The sequence below is a fragment of the Achromobacter sp. KK8 genome (assembly GCF_054188005.1).
In genome coordinates, this window is the sequence record NZ_CM135178.1 from 274406 (window position 1) to 291708 (window position 17303).

Annotated in this window: 15 protein-coding genes and 6 tRNA genes; 19 read left to right on the forward strand and 2 right to left on the reverse strand. The window is 67.5% G+C overall.

Annotated features, from left to right (window positions below; genetic code table 11):
- The first annotated feature begins 7 nt into the window (after positions 1-7).
- The 6 genes from yajC (at position 8) to ACVN9Z_RS01345 (ending at position 5390) form a co-directional block, all read left to right on the forward strand.
- Complete coding sequence (gene yajC / locus ACVN9Z_RS01320; RefSeq protein WP_006386647.1) at positions 8-352, forward strand: preprotein translocase subunit YajC; 345 nt, start codon at positions 8-10, stop codon at positions 350-352.
- Between the two features lie 114 nt (positions 353-466).
- Positions 467-2347 (forward strand): protein translocase subunit SecD, encoded by a 1881-nt coding sequence (gene secD, locus ACVN9Z_RS01325; RefSeq protein WP_006386648.1) that lies wholly within the window; start codon positions 467-469, stop codon positions 2345-2347.
- Positions 2348-2398: 51 nt separating this feature from the next.
- Positions 2399-3334 (forward strand): protein translocase subunit SecF, encoded by a 936-nt coding sequence (gene secF / locus ACVN9Z_RS01330; RefSeq protein ID WP_006386649.1) that lies wholly within the window; start codon positions 2399-2401, stop codon positions 3332-3334.
- Between the two features lie 234 nt (positions 3335-3568).
- Positions 3569-3880: a helix-turn-helix domain-containing protein gene (locus ACVN9Z_RS01335; RefSeq protein WP_006386651.1), complete on the forward strand. Its 312-nt coding sequence runs from the start codon at positions 3569-3571 to the stop codon at positions 3878-3880.
- A gap of 90 nt (positions 3881-3970) precedes the next feature.
- Positions 3971-4648 carry a VOC family protein gene (locus ACVN9Z_RS01340; protein ID WP_458213003.1) on the forward strand — a complete coding sequence of 226 codons (678 nt, stop codon included), beginning with the start codon at positions 3971-3973 and terminating at the stop codon, positions 4646-4648.
- A 28-nt stretch (positions 4649-4676) separates the two neighbouring features.
- A complete protein-coding gene (locus ACVN9Z_RS01345) occupies positions 4677-5390 on the forward strand; it encodes an alanyl-tRNA editing protein (protein WP_020926663.1) in 714 nt (237 codons plus the stop codon).
- 78 nt (positions 5391-5468) lie between these two features.
- Here ACVN9Z_RS01345 and ACVN9Z_RS01350 read toward each other — a convergent pair whose 3' ends face one another.
- Positions 5469-6230, reverse strand: a complete 762-nt coding sequence (locus ACVN9Z_RS01350) for a phosphatase PAP2 family protein (protein ID WP_316312014.1) — start codon at positions 6228-6230, stop codon at positions 5469-5471.
- A 165-nt stretch (positions 6231-6395) separates the two neighbouring features.
- Here ACVN9Z_RS01350 and miaB point away from each other — a divergent pair, with 165 nt between their 5' ends.
- From miaB to lnt, 5 genes are all read left to right on the forward strand, one after another.
- Positions 6396-7829 (forward strand): tRNA (N6-isopentenyl adenosine(37)-C2)-methylthiotransferase MiaB, encoded by a 1434-nt coding sequence (miaB, locus tag ACVN9Z_RS01355; protein ID WP_026385105.1) that lies wholly within the window; start codon positions 6396-6398, stop codon positions 7827-7829.
- Positions 7826-8851, forward strand: coding sequence for a PhoH family protein (locus ACVN9Z_RS01360; RefSeq protein ID WP_026385104.1), 1026 nt, complete (start codon positions 7826-7828; stop codon positions 8849-8851). The genes miaB and ACVN9Z_RS01360 overlap by 4 nt, the downstream gene beginning before the upstream one ends.
- On the forward strand, positions 8841-9314 hold the full coding sequence (ybeY, locus tag ACVN9Z_RS01365; RefSeq protein WP_006386657.1) for an rRNA maturation RNase YbeY: 474 nt from the start codon (positions 8841-8843) through the stop codon (positions 9312-9314). The genes ACVN9Z_RS01360 and ybeY overlap by 11 nt, the downstream gene beginning before the upstream one ends.
- A gap of 154 nt (positions 9315-9468) precedes the next feature.
- Entirely contained in the window at positions 9469-10359 is an 891-nt protein-coding gene (locus ACVN9Z_RS01370) for an HlyC/CorC family transporter (RefSeq protein ID WP_026385103.1), read from the forward strand.
- Positions 10356-11987: an apolipoprotein N-acyltransferase gene (lnt, locus tag ACVN9Z_RS01375; protein ID WP_458213004.1), complete on the forward strand. Its 1632-nt coding sequence runs from the start codon at positions 10356-10358 to the stop codon at positions 11985-11987. The genes ACVN9Z_RS01370 and lnt overlap by 4 nt, the downstream gene beginning before the upstream one ends.
- A gap of 139 nt (positions 11988-12126) precedes the next feature.
- On the opposite strand, the gene ACVN9Z_RS01380 is transcribed toward lnt, so the two are convergent.
- On the reverse strand, positions 12127-13182 hold the full coding sequence (locus ACVN9Z_RS01380; protein ID WP_458213005.1) for an aldo/keto reductase: 1056 nt from the start codon (positions 13180-13182) through the stop codon (positions 12127-12129).
- 312 nt (positions 13183-13494) lie between these two features.
- On the opposite strand from ACVN9Z_RS01380, the gene ACVN9Z_RS01385 reads away from it, so the two are divergent.
- From ACVN9Z_RS01385 to bioB, 8 genes are all read left to right on the forward strand, one after another.
- A tRNA-Ala gene (locus ACVN9Z_RS01385) sits at positions 13495-13570 on the forward strand.
- Positions 13571-13638: 68 nt separating this feature from the next.
- A tRNA-Glu gene (locus ACVN9Z_RS01390) sits at positions 13639-13714 on the forward strand.
- Positions 13715-13775: 61 nt separating this feature from the next.
- A tRNA-Asp gene (locus ACVN9Z_RS01395) sits at positions 13776-13852 on the forward strand.
- A gap of 103 nt (positions 13853-13955) precedes the next feature.
- A tRNA-Ala gene (locus ACVN9Z_RS01400) sits at positions 13956-14031 on the forward strand.
- A 45-nt stretch (positions 14032-14076) separates the two neighbouring features.
- Positions 14077-14152: transfer RNA gene (locus tag ACVN9Z_RS01405), tRNA-Glu, on the forward strand.
- A gap of 75 nt (positions 14153-14227) precedes the next feature.
- A tRNA-Asp gene (locus tag ACVN9Z_RS01410) sits at positions 14228-14304 on the forward strand.
- A 173-nt stretch (positions 14305-14477) separates the two neighbouring features.
- The gene (locus tag ACVN9Z_RS01415) at positions 14478-16025 is read left to right on the forward strand and encodes a PAS domain S-box protein (RefSeq protein WP_458213006.1); all 1548 of its coding nucleotides are present in this window, start codon (positions 14478-14480) and stop codon (positions 16023-16025) included.
- A 250-nt stretch (positions 16026-16275) separates the two neighbouring features.
- Positions 16276-17301, forward strand: coding sequence for a biotin synthase BioB (gene bioB / locus ACVN9Z_RS01420; protein ID WP_006386662.1), 1026 nt, complete (start codon positions 16276-16278; stop codon positions 17299-17301).
- Positions 17302-17303 lie beyond the last annotated feature (2 nt).

The following is a 17303-nucleotide window of genomic DNA, read 5'->3' on the forward strand; positions in this document are numbered from 1 at the left end:
GAATTACATGTCCGCTATCGATACCGCCAGCCTCGTCGTGGCCCAGGCCGCCGCCCCCGAAGGCAATGCGCTGATGGGCATGCTGCCCATCATCCTGATGTTCGTGATCCTCTATTTCCTGATGATCCGTCCCCAGATGAAGCGCCAGAAGGAACACCGCAACCTGATCGCCGCCCTGGCCAAGGGCGACGAAGTCGTCACCGCCGGCGGCATGCTGGGCAAGGTCACCAAGGTGAACGACAGCTACGTCACCGTCGAAGTCTCGGAACTGGCCGACAAGCCGGTCGAGATCATCATGCAGAAGTCGTCGGTGTCGACCGTTCTGCCCAAGGGAACCATCAAGGCCCTGTAAGCGTCCCATAGGAGCTCCGCCGCCGGGCCCCGGGGTCCGACGGCAGCCGCCCGCCGCCCGTCGCGCCAGCCGCCCGGGCGGCCTTTTCTCCACTCTTACATGACGTAGCCGGCAATGAACCGCTATCCCCTCTGGAAGTACATTACGGTCCTGATTGCGGTCCTTATCGGCCTGCTGTATACGCTTCCCAATTTCTACGGCGAGTCGCCCGCCGTCCAGGTTTCCAGCGCCAAGGCCACCATCAAGGTGGATCCGGCCATGCTGAGCCGGGTCGAGCAGATCCTGACCGACGCCAAGATCCCCAATGAAGGGGTCTACTACGAACAGAATGGCACGCTCGGCACCGTGCGCGCCCGCTTCACCTCGACCGACCTGCAACTGCAGGCGCGCGACCTGATCGACAAATCCCTCAATACCGTCCAGGGCGACCCGCACTACACCGTGGCGCTGAACCTGCTGCCGGCCTCGCCCACCTGGATGCGCGCGCTGGGCTGGTTCGCCCCCAAGCCCATGTACCTGGGCCTGGACCTGCGCGGCGGCGTGCACTTCCTGCTGCAAGTGGACATGCAGGGCGCCCTGACCGCCCGCTACGATTCGCTGGCCGCCGACGTGCGCTCGGTGCTGCGCGACCAGAAGGTCAACGTGGCCGGCGTCGAGCGCTCGGGCATGAGCGTGGCCGCCAGCTTCGCCAACGCGCAGGACCGCGACCGCGCCATCTCGACGCTGCGCAGCCGCCTGCCCGACCTGGAATTCACCGAAAGCGAAGAAAACGGCAAGCTGCTGCTGCTGGGCGCGCTGAACCCGGCCGCGGTCACCCGCGTGCAGGACTCGGCGCTCAAGCAGAACATCAACACGCTGCACAACCGGATCAACGAACTGGGCGTGGCCGAGCCGGTCATCCAGCAGCAGGGCTCGGACCGCATCGTGGTGCAGCTGCCCGGCGTGCAGGACGTGGCCAAGGCCAAGGAACTGCTGGGCCGCACCGCCACCCTCGAAATCCGCATGGTCGACGATTCGCCCGCCGCGCAGGCCGCGCTGCTGGGCGGCTCGGTGCCGTTCGGCCTGGAGCGCTACTCCGACCGCGACGGCCGCCCGATCCTGGTGCGCCGCCAGGTGGTCCTGACCGGTGAGAACCTGCAGGACGCCCAGCCCGGCCGCGATTCGCAGACCCAGCAGGCCGCCGTCCACCTGACGCTGGACTCCAAGGGCGCGCGCATCTTCCGCGACGTCACCCGCGACAACATCGGCAAGCGCATGGCCATCCTGCTGTTCGAGAACGGCAAGGGCGAAGTGGTCACGGCCCCGGTCATCCGCAGCGAAATCGCCGGCGGCCAGGTGCAGATCTCGGGCAGCATGAGTTCCGAGGAAGCCGCCGACACCGCCCTGCTGCTGCGCGCCGGCGCGCTGGCCGCGCCGATGTCGATCATCGAGGAACGCACCATCGGCCCGAGCCTGGGCGCCGACAACATCTCGAAGGGCTTCCATTCGACGCTGTACGGCTTCCTGGCCATCGCCGTCTTCATCATCATCTACTACCACCTGTTCGGCGTGTTCTCGACCGTCGGCCTGACCCTGAACGTGCTGCTGCTGCTGGCCCTGCTGTCGATGCTGCAGGCCACGCTGACGCTGCCGGGCATCGCGGCCATCGCGCTGACACTGGGCATGGCGATCGACTCGAACGTGCTGATCAACGAGCGGATACGCGAAGAATTGCGCAACGGGGCGTCGCCACAGCAGGCCATCCACCATGGCTTCGAGCGCGCCTGGGGCACGATTCTCGACTCCAACCTCACTACGCTGATTGTCGGCCTGGCCCTGCTGGCATTCGGTTCCGGCCCGATCCGCGGCTTCGCGGTGGTCCATTGCCTGGGCATCCTGACCTCGATGTTCTCGTCCGTCGTGGGCGTGCGCGCGCTGGCCAACCTCTGGTACGGCCGCAAGAAGAAGCTCACGTCGATCTCCATCGGCGAAGTCTGGAAGCCGAAGACCAACTGAACATGCTTGCGGGCGGCCATGCCGCCCGCCACCGAATAGCCAGGGCAAAACATGGAATTTTTCCGGATTCACCGCACCATCCCGTTCATGCGCCACGCGCTGGTGCTGAACATCATCAGCCTCGTCACCTTCGTGGCGGCCGTCTTCTTCATCCTCACGCGCGGCTTTCACCTGTCGATCGAATTCACCGGCGGCACGGTCATGGAAGTCAACTACGCCCAGACGGCGCAGCTTGAAAACGTGCGCGGCGTGGTCTCGAAGCTGGGCTACACCGACTTCCAGGTGCAGAACTTCGGCACCTCGCACGACGTCATGATCCGCCTGCCGCTGCAGGAAGGCCAAACTTCCGCCACCCAGAGCGAAACCGTGATGGCCGCGCTCAAGGCCGCCGACCAGGGCGTGGAACTGCGCCGCGTCGAGTTCGTCGGCCCGCAGGTGGGCCAGGAACTGCTGCACAACGGCCTGATGGCGCTGCTGGTGGTGGTCATCGGCATCATGGTCTACCTGGGCTTCCGCTTCGAATGGAAGTTCGCCGTGGCCGGCGTGATCGCCAACCTGCACGACGTGGTCATCATCCTGGGCTTCTTCGCCTTCTTCCAGTGGGAATTCTCGCTGTCGGTGCTGGCCGGCGTGCTGGCGGTGCTGGGCTACTCGGTGAACGAATCCGTGGTCATCATGGACCGGATCCGCGAGAACTTCCGCAAGTACCGCAAGGCGGACGTGCAGGAAGTCATCAACAGCGCAATCACGCAGACCATCTCGCGCACCATCATCACCCACGGCTCGACCCAGATGATGGTGCTGGCGATGCTGTTCTTCGGCGGCCCCACCCTGCACTACTTCGCCATGGCCCTGACCATCGGCATCTGGTTCGGCATCTACTCGTCGGTGTTCGTCGCCGCCGCGCTGGCCATGTGGATGGGCGTCAAGCGCGAAGACCTGGTCAAGCCGGTCAAGAAGGAAGGCGAGGAAGGCGAAGTCGCCTGAGTTGCTTCCCGCCCCGCAAGACCCGCCCGCTGTGGCGGGTTTTTTTATGGGCGGACGAGCCTGGCGCAGGGCCCTCGGTCACTACGAATAGCCGCCCGTCCTACATGCGGATACCTTTGCCATGACCGTCGCCATGGAGGTTGACCGTTATATCCGAACAGGTATATTCATGTTTATCGAACTCCCGCGGCTCAAACAGGTTCAGGCCCGCTATGGGCCCCACAAGAGACAACCATGACGCGTACTACCGGCACCCTGAATGTTCTGCATGACCTCGGCTTTGACGACGCCGCCGATCTGACCACCCAGGCGCAGCTCGCCATCAAGCTCAACGATCTGATCGACCAGCGCCAGCTCACCCAGGCCCAGGTTGCCGCCCTGACCGGCATGACCCAGCCCAAGGTCTCCCAGATCCGCCGCTACCAATTGCAGAACATCTCGCTGGAGCGGCTCCTGCGCGCCCTGGTCGCGCTGGACCAGCACGTGGAGATACGGGTACGCAAGGCAAGGCAATCCGACACTGCCGGGATCAGCGTCGCGGCCTAGCACGAGCGGGAGGCAGCCCCGCACTGTACAGACGCTCCGCCCACAGGGTGTACGGGTACGGCTGCCGCCGTATTCGCTACCATAGGCCTCATGAAACTCGCTCTCGATCATCTCGTCGTCGCCGCCGCGGACCTGGACAGCGGCACTCGCCACGTGGCCGGCCTGCTGGGCATCGCCCCCACGGGCGGCGGCGCGCATCCGCGCATGGGCACCCACAACCGCGTGCTGGGCATGGCGAACGGCGTGTACCTGGAAGTGATCGCCATCGACCCGGACGCGCCCGCGCCGCAGCGGCCGCGCTGGTTCGGGCTGGACCAGCCGGCCATGCGGGCGCGCCTGGCCGAAGGGCCGTTCCTGGCGCATTGGGCGGCGCGAGTCGAGGCGCCCGCTGACCTGAGCGCATGGCAGGCGCGGCACCCCGATCGCATCGCGCCCGCCATCCCCATGACCCGCGGCGACCTGCGCTGGCGCCTTACCGTGCCCGACGACGGCAGCCTGCCGGCCTGGCGCGAAGCAGGCGCAACGGCCGGCGACGGCCTGCTGCCGACGCTGATCCAGTGGGATGTGGACGCCTATCCCGGCGTCAGCCTGCCGCCCCAACCGCTGGCCCTGGTGGCGCTGGCCGGCACCCACCCGCGCGCGGCGCTGCTGCGCCAGGGGCTGGCCTGGCTGGGCGCCGAGCATCTCATCACGGTCGAACAGGCCGACGGCGCGCCGTGCCTGCGCGCCACCATCGAAACCCCGCAGGGCATCAAGACCCTGGCCTGATACGGACAATGGACACGGAGACTTCCCCATGAGCGTGACCCGCAAGCGCTTCGACGACGCGCCCTATGAACGGCAGTGCGACGCCACCGTCATCGCCGTCGGCGCCGACGGCGTCGAACTGGACCAGACCGTCTGCTACGCCCGCAGCGGCGGCCAGGCGGGCGACAGCGGCACGCTGACCCTGGCCGACGGCCGGGTGCTGGCGCTGACCGACACGGTCTACGCCGACGAGCGTCGCCGCATCGTGCACGTGCTGGCCGAAGGCGTGGCGCCGCCACCAGTGGGCGAACGCGTCACCGTGGCCATCGACTGGCCCCGGCGCCACCGGCTGATGCGGCTGCACACCTGCCTGCACCTGCTCGGCGCGCTGGTGCCCGCGCCGGTCACGGGATGCAGCATCTCGCCCGACTCGGCGCGCATCGACTTCGACCTGCCCGAGTCGACGCTGGACAAGGCCGACCTGACCGAGCGCCTGAACGCGCTGATCACGGCCGCCACCGACGTCACGGTCAACGCCATCACGCCCGAGGAGCTGGCGGCCCAGCCGGACCTGGTGCGCACCATCGGCGCGGCGCCTCCGGCCGGCACGGAACGCATCCGCATCATCGAGATTCCAGGCGTGGACCGCCAGCCCTGTGGCGGTACGCACGTGGCCAACACGGGCGAAATCGGCGCGGTGACCGTCACCAAGATCGAAAAGAAAAGCCGCACCAACCGCCGCGTGGTGGTGGCGTTCGCCTGAACCTTGCCGCCAATGAAAATGGCCGCCTGCATGGCGGCCATTTTCATTGAAGTCCGTCGGCGGCGCCTCGCGGCGCGCTCAGCCCTTCTTCCACCAGCGCCACGGCGCGCGCAGCGGCCACTGGTACTTGCTACAGAGCACCCGGGGCGCCAGCAGGTGACCCACGGCGATGGCGATCGCGGCGGCGGTCAACACGTCGGACAGGTAGTGATCCAGGTTGACCAGGCGGCTGGTCGCCACCAGCGCGGCCAGCGACAGGAAGGCCCAGCGCCAGCGCGGCGCCAGGATGCCCAGCACCACCGCCACGGCGAAGGCGGCATAGGTGTGGCTGGACGGAAAGGAATTGAACTGGTTGGCGCGCGAGAACGATTCGCCCAGCCCGTAGATGCCCTTCTCGAAGAACAGCTCGGGACGGGCCCGCGCCACCGAGCGCTTGAGCACCAGCACCACCAGCCCGCCGACCGCCATGGTCGACAGCATCAGCAGGCTGCCGCGCGCCATGCTGGCGTAGCTCATGCGCACCGGATTGCGCCAGCCGCGCGCCAGGCCGACCAGGCCGACGATGTAGAACGCCAGCGCCACGCCGATGTAGCGGCCGCTTTCGCCCATTTCACCGATCCACTCGAACGAGGTGTTGACCCCGTCGCTGACCGATTGCCGGATCCAGGTCGCCAGCGGCAGGTCGACCCACAGGGCGCAGACCGCGGCCACCAGCGCCACCCCGAGCCCGGCCAGCAGCCAGGCGGAGGTCGACAGCGGATTGCGGAACTCGTCCGTCGCGGCGGTCGCGGCGCCGGGCGCGAGCGTGGCGGCCGGCGGAAGGGAGGGATTCGTCGTCATCGGACCGGTCGCGTAAAGATAATTGTTCTCGGAAAGGGAATCGGCGAGGGCCAGCTATCGTAACCCTGCATTGCGTCCGCATGAAGGAAATTTGCAGCAAGGGGTAAAATTCCGCTTTTCCCCTCTCCACTGCCCCCGGGATCTACACCCGTCACGGCGACCGACATGCAAGAAACTTCCCTCAAGCGCGTGCCCCACGCGCAAGACGGCGCCGCCGCCGTCCCGCCCGCCCCCGCCACCGGCGCCCCCCGCAAGCTGTACATCCGCACCTTTGGTTGCCAGATGAACGAGTACGACTCGGACAAGATGGCCGACGTGCTGCGCGGCGACCAGGGGCTGGAGCTGACCGACAACCCGGAAGACGCCGACGTCATCCTGTTCAACACCTGTTCGGTGCGCGAAAAGGCCCAGGAAAAGGTCTTTTCCGACCTGGGCCGCGTGCAGCACCTGAAAAAGACCAACCCGAACCTGGTGATCGGCGTGGGCGGCTGTGTCGCCAGCCAGGAAGGCGAGGCCATCGTCAAGCGCGCGCCCTACGTGGACGTGGTGTTCGGCCCGCAGACCCTGCACCGCCTGCCCGACCTGATCCAGCGCCGCCGCGCCGAGGGCCGCTCGCAGGTCGACATCAGCTTCCCGGAGATCGAGAAGTTCGACAACATGCCGCCGCCGCGGGTCGAGGGCGCCACCGCCTTCGTCTCGATCATGGAAGGCTGTAGCAAGTACTGCAGCTTCTGCGTCGTGCCGTACACGCGCGGCGAGGAAGTCTCGCGTCCGTTCGACGACGTGCTGGTCGAAGTGGCCGACCTGGCCGACCAGGGCGTCAAGGAAGTCACCCTGCTGGGCCAGAACGTCAACGCCTACCGCGGCCGCATGAGCGATGGCGGCGAAATCGCCGATTTCGCCATGCTGCTGGAATACGTGCACGAGATCCCCGGCATCGAACGCATCCGCTACACCACCTCGCACCCCAAGGAAATGACCCAGCGCATGGTGGACGCCTACGCCCGCCTGCCCAAGCTGGTGTCGTTCCTGCACCTGCCGGTGCAGGCCGGCAGCGACCGCGTGCTGGCGGCCATGAAGCGCGGCTACACCACGCTGGAGTTCAAGTCGGTGGTGCGCCGCCTGCGCGCCGCGCGTCCCGACCTGACGCTGTCGTCGGACTTCATCGTCGGCTTCCCCGGCGAAACCGAGGAAGACTTCGAAAAGACCATGAAGCTGATCGAGGACGTCGGTTTCGACACCTCGTTCTCGTTCGTCTACTCGCGCCGCCCCGGCACGCCGGCCGCCGACCTGCACGACGACACCCCGCAGGACGTCAAGCTGCGCCGCCTGCAGCGCCTGCAGGCGCTGATCAACGAGCAGGCCGCCGCCATCGCCCGCAACATGATCGGCACCCGCCAGCGCCTGCTGGTCGAAGGCCCGTCGCGGCGCGATCCGAACGAGCTGATGGGCCGCACCGAGAACAACCGCATCGTCAATTTCGCCGCGCCCGCGCGGCTCATCGGACAGATGGTCGACGTCATCATCACCGAGGCGCACACCAACTCGTTGCGCGCCCGCGTGGCCGACGTCGACCGCGATCCCCAAGAGGCCGAATGACCACTTCCCGCCCCCGCGCCCGCCGCAGCATGCCCGTCGTCGTCACCCTGGACGGCGACAACACCCACCTGGCCAACCTGTGCGGCCCGCTGGACGAGAACCTGCGCCAGCTCGCCGACGGCATGGGCGTGAAGCTCTCGCGCCGCGGCAGCCGCGTCACCATCGAAGGCGACAAGGCCGAACTGGCCGGCCGCGTGCTGCGCCGTTTCCACGAGCAGGCGGTGCACCGCGCCCTGTCGGTCGACGACATCCAGCTGGGGCTGGTCGAGATCGGCGTCGGCCGCCAGGAAGAAAAGCTGCAGGACGCGCCGGCCCGCGAGGCCGATCCGCTGCCGTCGCTGGACGACGACAGCGACGCCATCGCCCTGCGCACCAAGCGCAGCGACCTGCGGCCGCGCACGCCGCGCCAGCGCGACTACCTGAACAACATCCTCAAGCACGACATCACCTTCGGCGTGGGTCCGGCCGGCACCGGCAAGACCTGGCTGGCGGTGGCCTGCGCCATCGATGCGATGGAGCGCGACACGGTGCAGCGCCTGGTGCTGACGCGCCCGGCGGTCGAGGCCGGCGAGCGCCTGGGCTTCCTGCCCGGCGACCTGGCGCAGAAGGTCGACCCTTACCTGCGTCCGCTGTACGACGCCCTGTACGACCTGATGGGCTTCGAGAAGGTGCAGCGGCTGTTCGAGAAGCAGACCATCGAGATCGCCCCGCTGGCCTACATGCGCGGCCGCACGCTCAACCACGCCTTCGTCATCCTGGACGAGGCGCAGAACACCACGCCGGAACAGATGAAGATGTTCCTGACGCGCATCGGCTTCGGCAGCAAGGCCGTCATCACCGGCGACCCGTCGCAGGTGGACCTGCCGCGCGGCCAGGAAAGCGGCCTGGCGCACGCGGTCAAGGTGCTGCACGACGTGCAGGGCATCGCCACCACCCGCTTCACCAGCCGCGACGTGGTGCGCCATCCGCTGGTGGCGCGCATCGTCGATGCCTATGACCGGGCCGCGGAAAATGACGCCTGAACTGTCCCTGTCCGTCCAGTACGGCGTCGAGGAACCCCGCCTGCCGCGCTGGCGCCTGCGCCGCTGGGCCGAGCGCGCGCTGGCCGCCGCGGCCGAGGATGGCCTGGTGGAATTCAGCGCCGCCGAGCTCAGCCTGCGCCTGGTGGGCGCGGCCGAGGGACGCCGCCTGAACCGCGACTTCCGCCAGCGCGACTACGCCACCAACGTGCTGACCTTCGAGTACGGCGTCGATCCGCTGGGCGTGGCGCGCGGCGACATCGTGATGTGCGTGCCGGTGCTGGTGCGCGAGGCCCGCGAGCAGCGCAAGGCGCTGCTGGACCACGCCGCCCACCTGACGCTGCACGGCGTGCTGCATTCGCTCGGCTACGACCACATCAAGGCGCGCGACGCCCGCCGCATGGAAGCGCTGGAAACCGCCACGCTGGCGCGCATGGGCATCGCCGATCCCTATCTTGCCGCCTGATTCACGGGCCTGGGGTCAACCCTGAGCAATCGACGCGAAATGGCGGCCAGCAAGGCGCAGATCGCGTCGGTTGGACCCATTTTCCGGGGTCGCGTTACAAATTGCGCGCCAGATTCGGTTATGCTGGCCCCTCCATAACTTGTCCTCCCGGACGATGTCTGACCCTTATCCTGCTCCCGAAGCGACTCCCTCTCGCTCATCCAAACCCGCCACCAAATCCCTTCTAGACCGCCTGCTTTCCCTCGTGCGCCGCGAGCCCGAGGACCGTGAAGGCATCAAGGCCATCCTGGAAGCCGCGCATGACCGCGACCTGCTGGACGCGGAGTCCTACAAGATGATCAAGGGCGCGCTGGCCGTGTCCGAAGGCACCGTCGGCGACATCATGGTGCCGCGCTCGCGCATGGACCTGCTCGACGTCACGCAGCCCATTCCCTACCTGGTGGCCACCGTGATCGAAACCGCCCATTCGCGGTTCCCGGTGTACGAGGGCGACCGCGACAACATCATCGGCATCCTGCTCGCCAAGGACCTGCTGCGCTGCATGCTGGAACCCGACATCGAGGTTCGCACGCTGGTGCGCCCGGCCGTGTTCATCCCCGAATCCAAGCGCCTGAACGTGCTGCTGCACGAGTTCCGCGCCAGCCGCAACCACCAGGCCATCGTCATCGACGAGCATGGCGGCATCTCCGGCCTGGTCACGATGGAAGACGTGCTGGAACAGATCGTCGGCGACATCGAAGACGAATTCGACGAAACCGAGGAAGACTCGATCTTCCCCGAAGGCGAGAACCAGTGGCGCGTCCTGGCCGCCACCGACATCTCGCACTTCAACGACGTGTTCGGCTGCCAGTTGCCCGACGACGAATACGACAGCGTCGGCGGCTGGATGGGCGGCCAGCTGGGTCGCATCCCGCGCCGCGGCGACAGCGCCGAATTCGACGGCCTGAAACTGGAAGTGGCGCGCGGCGACGCCCGCCGCGCCATCTGGCTGCGCGTCAAGCGCGTCGCGCCGTCCCGCGGCGTTCCGCCCGATACCGACGCATGAGCCGCGCCCCCCGCGGTCCGTTCCTGCTGGGCGCGGCCGGCCTGACGCTGGCCGGCGCCGTCCAGGCCCTCACCTTCGCCCCCGGCCCGTTGCCGGGCTGGGCGCTGGCCATCACCCAGGTGCTGGCGCTGGCGGTGGCCGCCCGCGTCACCCTGTACGCGCCCTCGGCCCGCCAGGCCTGGCTGCGCGGCTGGCTGTTCAGCTTCGCCACTTACGCGCTGGGGCTGTATTGGATCTTCATCAGCCTGCACCGCTACGGCGACCTGGCCGCGCCGCTGGCGGTGGCCGCGGTGCTGGCGCTGTCCGCCTTCCTGGCGCTGTTCCCGGCCACGGCCGGCGCGCTGGCGCGGCGCTACGTGCCGCTGACGGCCGACTCGGCGCCGGGTCGCGTGCTGTCCGGCACGCTGGCCTGGGGCGCGCTGTGGGCCGGCTTCGAATGGGTCCGCGCGGTGCTGCTGACCGGCTTTCCCTGGCTCAACATCGGCTACGCGCAGGTCGACAGCCCCATCGCCGGCTGGGCGCCGCTGCTGGGCGTGCATGGCATGGCGCTGGTGGCGGCCTTCGCCGCCGCCGCCATCGCCAGCCTGTGGCGCCCGGCGGGCGACCGGAAACAAGCGCGCGACGGCCGGCGGGCGCTGGCCGCCGGCGTGGCGCTGGCGCTGGCCGCCGCCGGCTGGCCGCTGTCGCGCATCGACTGGTCCACGCCCAGCGGCGATGCGCTGAACGTGCGGCTGGTCCAGGGCAACATCGAACAATCGCAGAAGTTCGACCCGGCGCTGCTGGACCAGAGCCTGCGTCGCCACCTCGAACTGGCGGCCCTGCCGCCGGCCGCGGGCGTGCCGCCGCCACAGACGATCATCCTGCCGGAAACCGTGCTGCCGATCTTCCAGGACCAGCTCGATCCCCGCGTCTGGGACGTCTGGCGCCAGGTGGCGGCGCGGCAGAACGCCGTGATCGCCATGGGCGTGCCGATCCACGACGTGCGCAATGGCCGCGACCGCTACACCAACAGCGTCATGGGTTTCGACGGCCAGACGCCGCTGGAACAGCTGACCGGCGGCAGCACCGCCATGCGCTACGACAAGCGCCACCTGGTGCCTTGGGGCGAATACGTGCCGCCGGGCTTTCACTGGTTCGTCGACATGCTGAACATCCCACTGGGCGATTTCGACCGCGGCCCCGAGCGCCAGACGCCGTTCGCGGTGGGCGGCCAGCACATCGCCTTCAACATCTGCTACGAAGACCTGTTCGGTCCCGACCTGCTGCCGGCGCTGCAACCGGGCGCCAATGGCGAACCGGGCGCGACCATCCTGGTCAACGTCAGCAACCTGGGCTGGTTCGGCGATACGTGGGCCCTGCGCCAGCATCTGCAGATCGGGCGCCTACGCACGATCGAAACCGCGCGCCCCATGCTGACCTCGACCAACACCGGCATCACCGCGGCCATCGACGCCAAGGGCCGCGTGGCGGCGCAACTGGCGCCGCTGCAGCCGGGCGTGCTGCCGGTCTCGGTGCAGGGCATGACGGGCCTGACGCCCTACGCCCGCTTCGGCGACAAGTCGGCGCTGGCGCTGATCGGCCTGGCCCTCATCGCCGCCTTCGGCAGCCGCCGCGCGCGTCGTCCCTGAACCAGGAACGGGCCGGGTTCTGCCTGGCCCGGTTCCACTTCACAGGCCTTTGCAGGCCGCCCCCTTGCCGGCCACGCCTTTACCGGCCGTGCCTGTACTGGCCCACGCCTTTACTGCCAGCGCTTGTCCTGGCGCGCCCCTAGCGCAACAAATTGACCGGCAGCGCGCCGCTGTCGTCAAGCGGCCGCAATGGCCCCACTCCCGCGCCCGTCAGCTCGATCGCGTCGGCGATGCGCGCCATGTCGTCGCTGTCCAGCTCCAGTTCGGCCGCGCCCAGCACGCCATCGACCTGGGCCGCGTTGCGCATGCCGACGATGGCGCCGGTGACGCCCGGCCACGCCAGCGTCCAGGCAATGGCCACCGCCGCCTGGGTGGTGCCGTGGCGTTCGGCGATGGGCTTGAGCGCTTCGGCCAGGGCCAGGTTGCGCGCCAGGTTGGGCGCCTGGAATTCGGCGTTGCGGGAACGCCAGTCATCCGCGCCCAGGGCCTGCGCCCGCGCGGCGGAAAAGGCGCCGCTGAGCAGGCCCGACTGCATCGGGCTGTAGACGATGACACCGGTGCCGTTCTGCGCGCACCACGGAATCAGGTCGTTGGCCGCCCCGCGCTGGATCGCCGAGAACGGCGGCTGCAGCGAGTCGACGTGGCCGAGCGTCTCGGCGTCCTGCAACTGCGCCAGGTTGTGGTTGGACAGGCCCACCGCGCGCACCTTGCCTTCCTGCTTCAGGTCGAGCAGTTCCTGCCAATAGGCCTCGAGCGGCGTGCCGTCGCCGGCCGGCCAGTGCATCTGGTAGAGGTCGATCCGTTCCACGCCCAGGCGTTGCAACGAGCCTTCGATTTCACGGCGGATGCTGGCCGGCGCGCCATTGCGCCGCGGCGTCGCCCGCGGCTGGTCGGGGGACCAGGTCAGGCCGCACTTGGTGAAGACGTAGGGCCGGTCGGCGGGGCTCATCTGCGCCAGCGCCCGCCCCACCACTTCCTCGGCATGGCCCAGCCCGTAGACGGCGGCGGTATCGATCCAGTTGATGCCGCGGTCCACCGCCAGGCGGATCGCGGCGATCGAATCGCCGTCGTCCTGCGGGCCCCAGCCGATGGCCCAGGCGTTGCCGCCCATGGCCCAGGCGCCCACGCCAATCCGCGTGATGAACATGTCGCTGCGCCCCAACTGGCGCGTCGGAAAGGAAGTCCGGGTGCTCATGCGAAAGAATTCTCCTGCCGGCAAGACATCATGGCGGGATACACATTGTGCGCGCCCGCGACCTTCCCCACGATAGCATTCGCGCAAACCCTTGATTTATCTCCGGCTTCCCGCGCATGCGTCCCCTTGAAAGCGACTTCCACGCAACTTTTTCATTTTTTGCATCGAACCGACTTGCACGCCGAATTTAGTTCGTGCATAATCTCGTTTCTTCGCCAACGGCACTAAACAAAACCGGCAACGAGATACGAAAAAACGGGCGTGAAAGCGTTCGGAGAAACGTAAAACGTGGCTGGAGTTGATTAGAAAAACGGGGGTATAGCTCAGCTGGGAGAGCGCTTGCATGGCATGCAAGAGGTCAGCGGTTCGATCCCGCTTACCTCCACCAGTCCAAAGCGAAGAGTAGTAAATAGTGCAGTAGAAATAGTGCAGTAGTAAAGCACGACGCAAGTCCAAGTCCCCTTCGTCTAGAGGCCTAGGACATCACCCTTTCACGGTGAGTACAGGGGTTCGAATCCCCTAGGGGACGCCAGTTTTACTGGCAGCAGTACAAGATGCAGTTGAAGTGACACAGTAGTTGAGTATGCCGCTGCGGAGCGGTAGTTCAGTTGGTTAGAATACCGGCCTGTCACGCCGGGGGTCGCGGGTTCGAGCCCCGTCCGCTCCGCCAAAAGCGCTCTACGCAGTGCCTTTCAAGAGCTCCGTCCTCGGGGCTTTTTGCATTTATAGGGTGTAAGCCTTGTTGTTTGCAGGTTGGAACGGCAGGGATTCTGGGGGGTATAGCTCAGCTGGGAGAGCGCTTGCATGGCATGCAAGAGGTCAGCGGTTCGATCCCGCTTACCTCCACCAGTAAAGCAGTAAGTAGTACAGTAGTTCGAGCAGTTGCAGTTTCCGGTCCCCTTCGTCTAGAGGCCTAGGACATCACCCTTTCACGGTGAGTACAGGGGTTCGAATCCCCTAGGGGACGCCAGTTCGCTGGCTCGCCGACCGGACCTGCAGGATCGTCCTGACAAGACGACATGCCAGAAGTGAAGTAAGCCGCTGCGGAGCGGTAGTTCAGTTGGTTAGAATACCGGCCTGTCACGCCGGGGGTCGCGGGTTCGAGCCCCGTCCGCTCCGCCAAGCACTTGCGTGCATCCCAGCAAGCCGCAAGATCCAGTTGTTCCGCAGGAGTCTTCCTGCACTGCGCCAGAAGGCGCCCGCCAAAAGCTCCGGATTCCGGGGCTTTTTTGCTTTGCGCGGCAGCAAGCGCCGTGCCGCCCCCTTCCCCCGTCTCGTCCGTTTATCCTCTGGACATGGCGCGCCGCGCAACGCATCCTGTGCGCTTGTGCCAGCCAAGCCAAGAGGCCCACGTGACCCCCAGCAACGCCGCCCCGCACGCGCATCGCCAGCACCTGCAACGCATCATCGCAGGCTTGAACGAAGGCATCATCCTGCTCGAAGCCAATGGCGCCATCGCCTGGGCCAACGCCAGCGCGCTGGCGCTGCATGGCATCGACACACTGGAGGCGTTGGGCAACACCCCGGCCGGCTACCGCAAACGCTATGCGCTGACCTACCGCAACCACCACCGCGTGCCGGCCCGGCAGTATCCGCTGGATCTGCTGGCCGCGGGCGCCGCCTTCGACGACCTGCTGCTGGACCTGACCCGCAAGGACGACCCCGACTTCCTGCGCAACATCCGCGCGCGCGGCCTGCTGCTCGAAGACGACGACGCCGACTACCGCGTGCTGATCCTGGACGACCAGACCGAGGCGTTCAACGCCGAACAGCGCTTCGAACGCACCTTCGCCGCCAATCCCGCGCCGGCACTGATCTGCCGGCTGTCCGACCTGCGCTACGTGAAAGTGAACCAGGGCTTCCTGGACATGACGGGGCTGCCGCGCGAGGCCGTGCTGGGCAAGTCGGCCTACGAACTCGACGTGCTGGACGGCGGCGAGGACAAGGACGACGCGGTGGCCAAGCTGAACGCCGGCCTGACCATCAGCCAGCGCGAAGGCGTGCTGCGGCTGGGCGACGGTGGCGCCAGGTTCGTCATCGTCGCCGGCCAGCCGATCGACATGCAGGGCGAGCCGTGCATGCTGTTCACCTTCATCGACCTGGAAAAGCGCAAGCGCGCGGAAGAGGCCCTGCAACACAGCGAGGAGCGCTTTTCCAAGGCCTTCCGGCTGGCGCCGGTGCCCATGGCGCTGTGCGAAGGCGAGTCGCTGCGCGCGCTGGACCTGAACGACGCCTTTGCCCAGGCCGTGGGCGTCTCGCCCGAGGATGCCGTCGGCCGCGAACTGACCGCGCTGGGCCTGCGTCCGTCCGAAGGCATGGCCGAGAGCCTGGCGCGCGGCGAGAGCGTGCGCAACCGCGAGGCCATGCTGGTCGCGGCCGATGGCGGCCAGCTCGACTGCCTGGCGTCCGCCGAACCGGTCATGATTGGCGGCGAGCGCCGCGTGCTGCTGGTGATGCAGGACATCAGCGAACGCAAGCGCAGCGAGACCGAACTGCTGGCCGCGATCGAGGCGGTGATGCAGGACACGTCATGGTTCAGCCGCGGCATCATCGAAAAGCTGGCGCAACTGCGCGCGCCGGCCCCGGCGTCACGCGACGTGGCCGACCTGGCGCAACTGACGGCGCGCGAACGCGAGGTGCTGGACCTGCTGTGCCAGGGGCACGACGACGACGGTATCGCGCGCCAATTGCGCCTGTCGCGCAATACCGTGCGCAACCACGTGGCCACCATCTACAGCAAGATCGGCGTGCACCGCCGCAGCGCGGCGATCGTGTGGGCCCGCGACCGCGGCATCACCGGCCACGAAAAGCCGCGGACCCGGGGCAAAGCCGGCCAAGGCTGATGCCTGGCGCGTGTATTTACAAATTGAATCAAAATAATCCGGGGTTACGGCTGCGCGAAGATGGCGCCGCGTTAGATTCGCATCCCCGCTAAAAAACGCCATATCCTCCGAAATCGCCTCCAACGCACCCGCAAAAACACGGACAGGCCCGAGATTGCGCCAACCCTGCGCAGCTTCTTACGATCCGCCGATCAAGCCGCCCCGCCAAGGCGCGCGGCGCGATCCCCGCAAGCCTTCCTGGAGTCCGTTGATGCAGACCGCCTACATTCCCGTTCCCAAGCCGTCCCGGCCGCAACCCGCGTCCGCGTGGAGCAGCGCCGCCGTGATGGAGCTCTACGACTTGCCGTTCATGGACCTGGTGTATCGCGCCCAGCAGACGCACCGCGCCCATTTCGATCCCAACGGCATCCAGCTGTCGAGCCTGCTGTCGATCAAGACCGGCGGCTGTCCCGAGGACTGCGGCTACTGCTCGCAGTCGTCGCGCTACGACACCGGCCTGGAAGCCGAAAAGCTGATGCCGCTGGACGAGGTGCTGGCGGCGGCGCGCGCCGCGCAGGCCGGCGGCGCGCAGCGCTTCTGCATGGGCGCGGCCTGGCGCAGCCCCAAGCCGCATCACCTGGAAGCCGTGGCCGAGATGGTGAGCGCGGTCAAGGCGCTGGGCCTGGAGACCTGCGTCACGCTGGGCATGCTGCGCGAGGGCCAGGCCGAACAGCTCAAGGACGCCGGCCTGGACTACTACAACCACAACCTGGACACTGCGCCTGAGTTCTACGGCAAGGTCGTCACCACCCGCACCTACCAGGACCGCCTGGACACCCTGGAACGGGTGCGCGGCGCCGGCATCAACGTCTGCTGCGGCGGCATCGTCGGCATGGGCGAATCGCGCCAGGAGCGCGCCGGCCTGATCGCGCAATTGGCCAACATGGAGCCCTACCCCGAATCGGTGCCGATCAACAACCTGATGCGGGTGGAGGGCACGCCACTGGCCGATGCCGAGCCGCTTGATCCGTTCGAGTTCGTGCGCACCATCGCGGTGGCCCGTATCACCATGCCGCGCGCCATGGTGCGCCTGTCGGCCGGGCGCGAAGCCATGGACGACGCCATGCAGGCGCTGTGCTTCATGGCGGGCGCCAATTCGATGTTCTACGGCGACGTGCTGCTGACCACCGGCAACCCGCGCATGGAGGCGGACCAGCGCCTGCTGCAACGCCTGGGCATGCGCATCGACGCCGGCCAGCACGCGCACCACCACGCGCGCCAGGATATCTCGGCGTGACG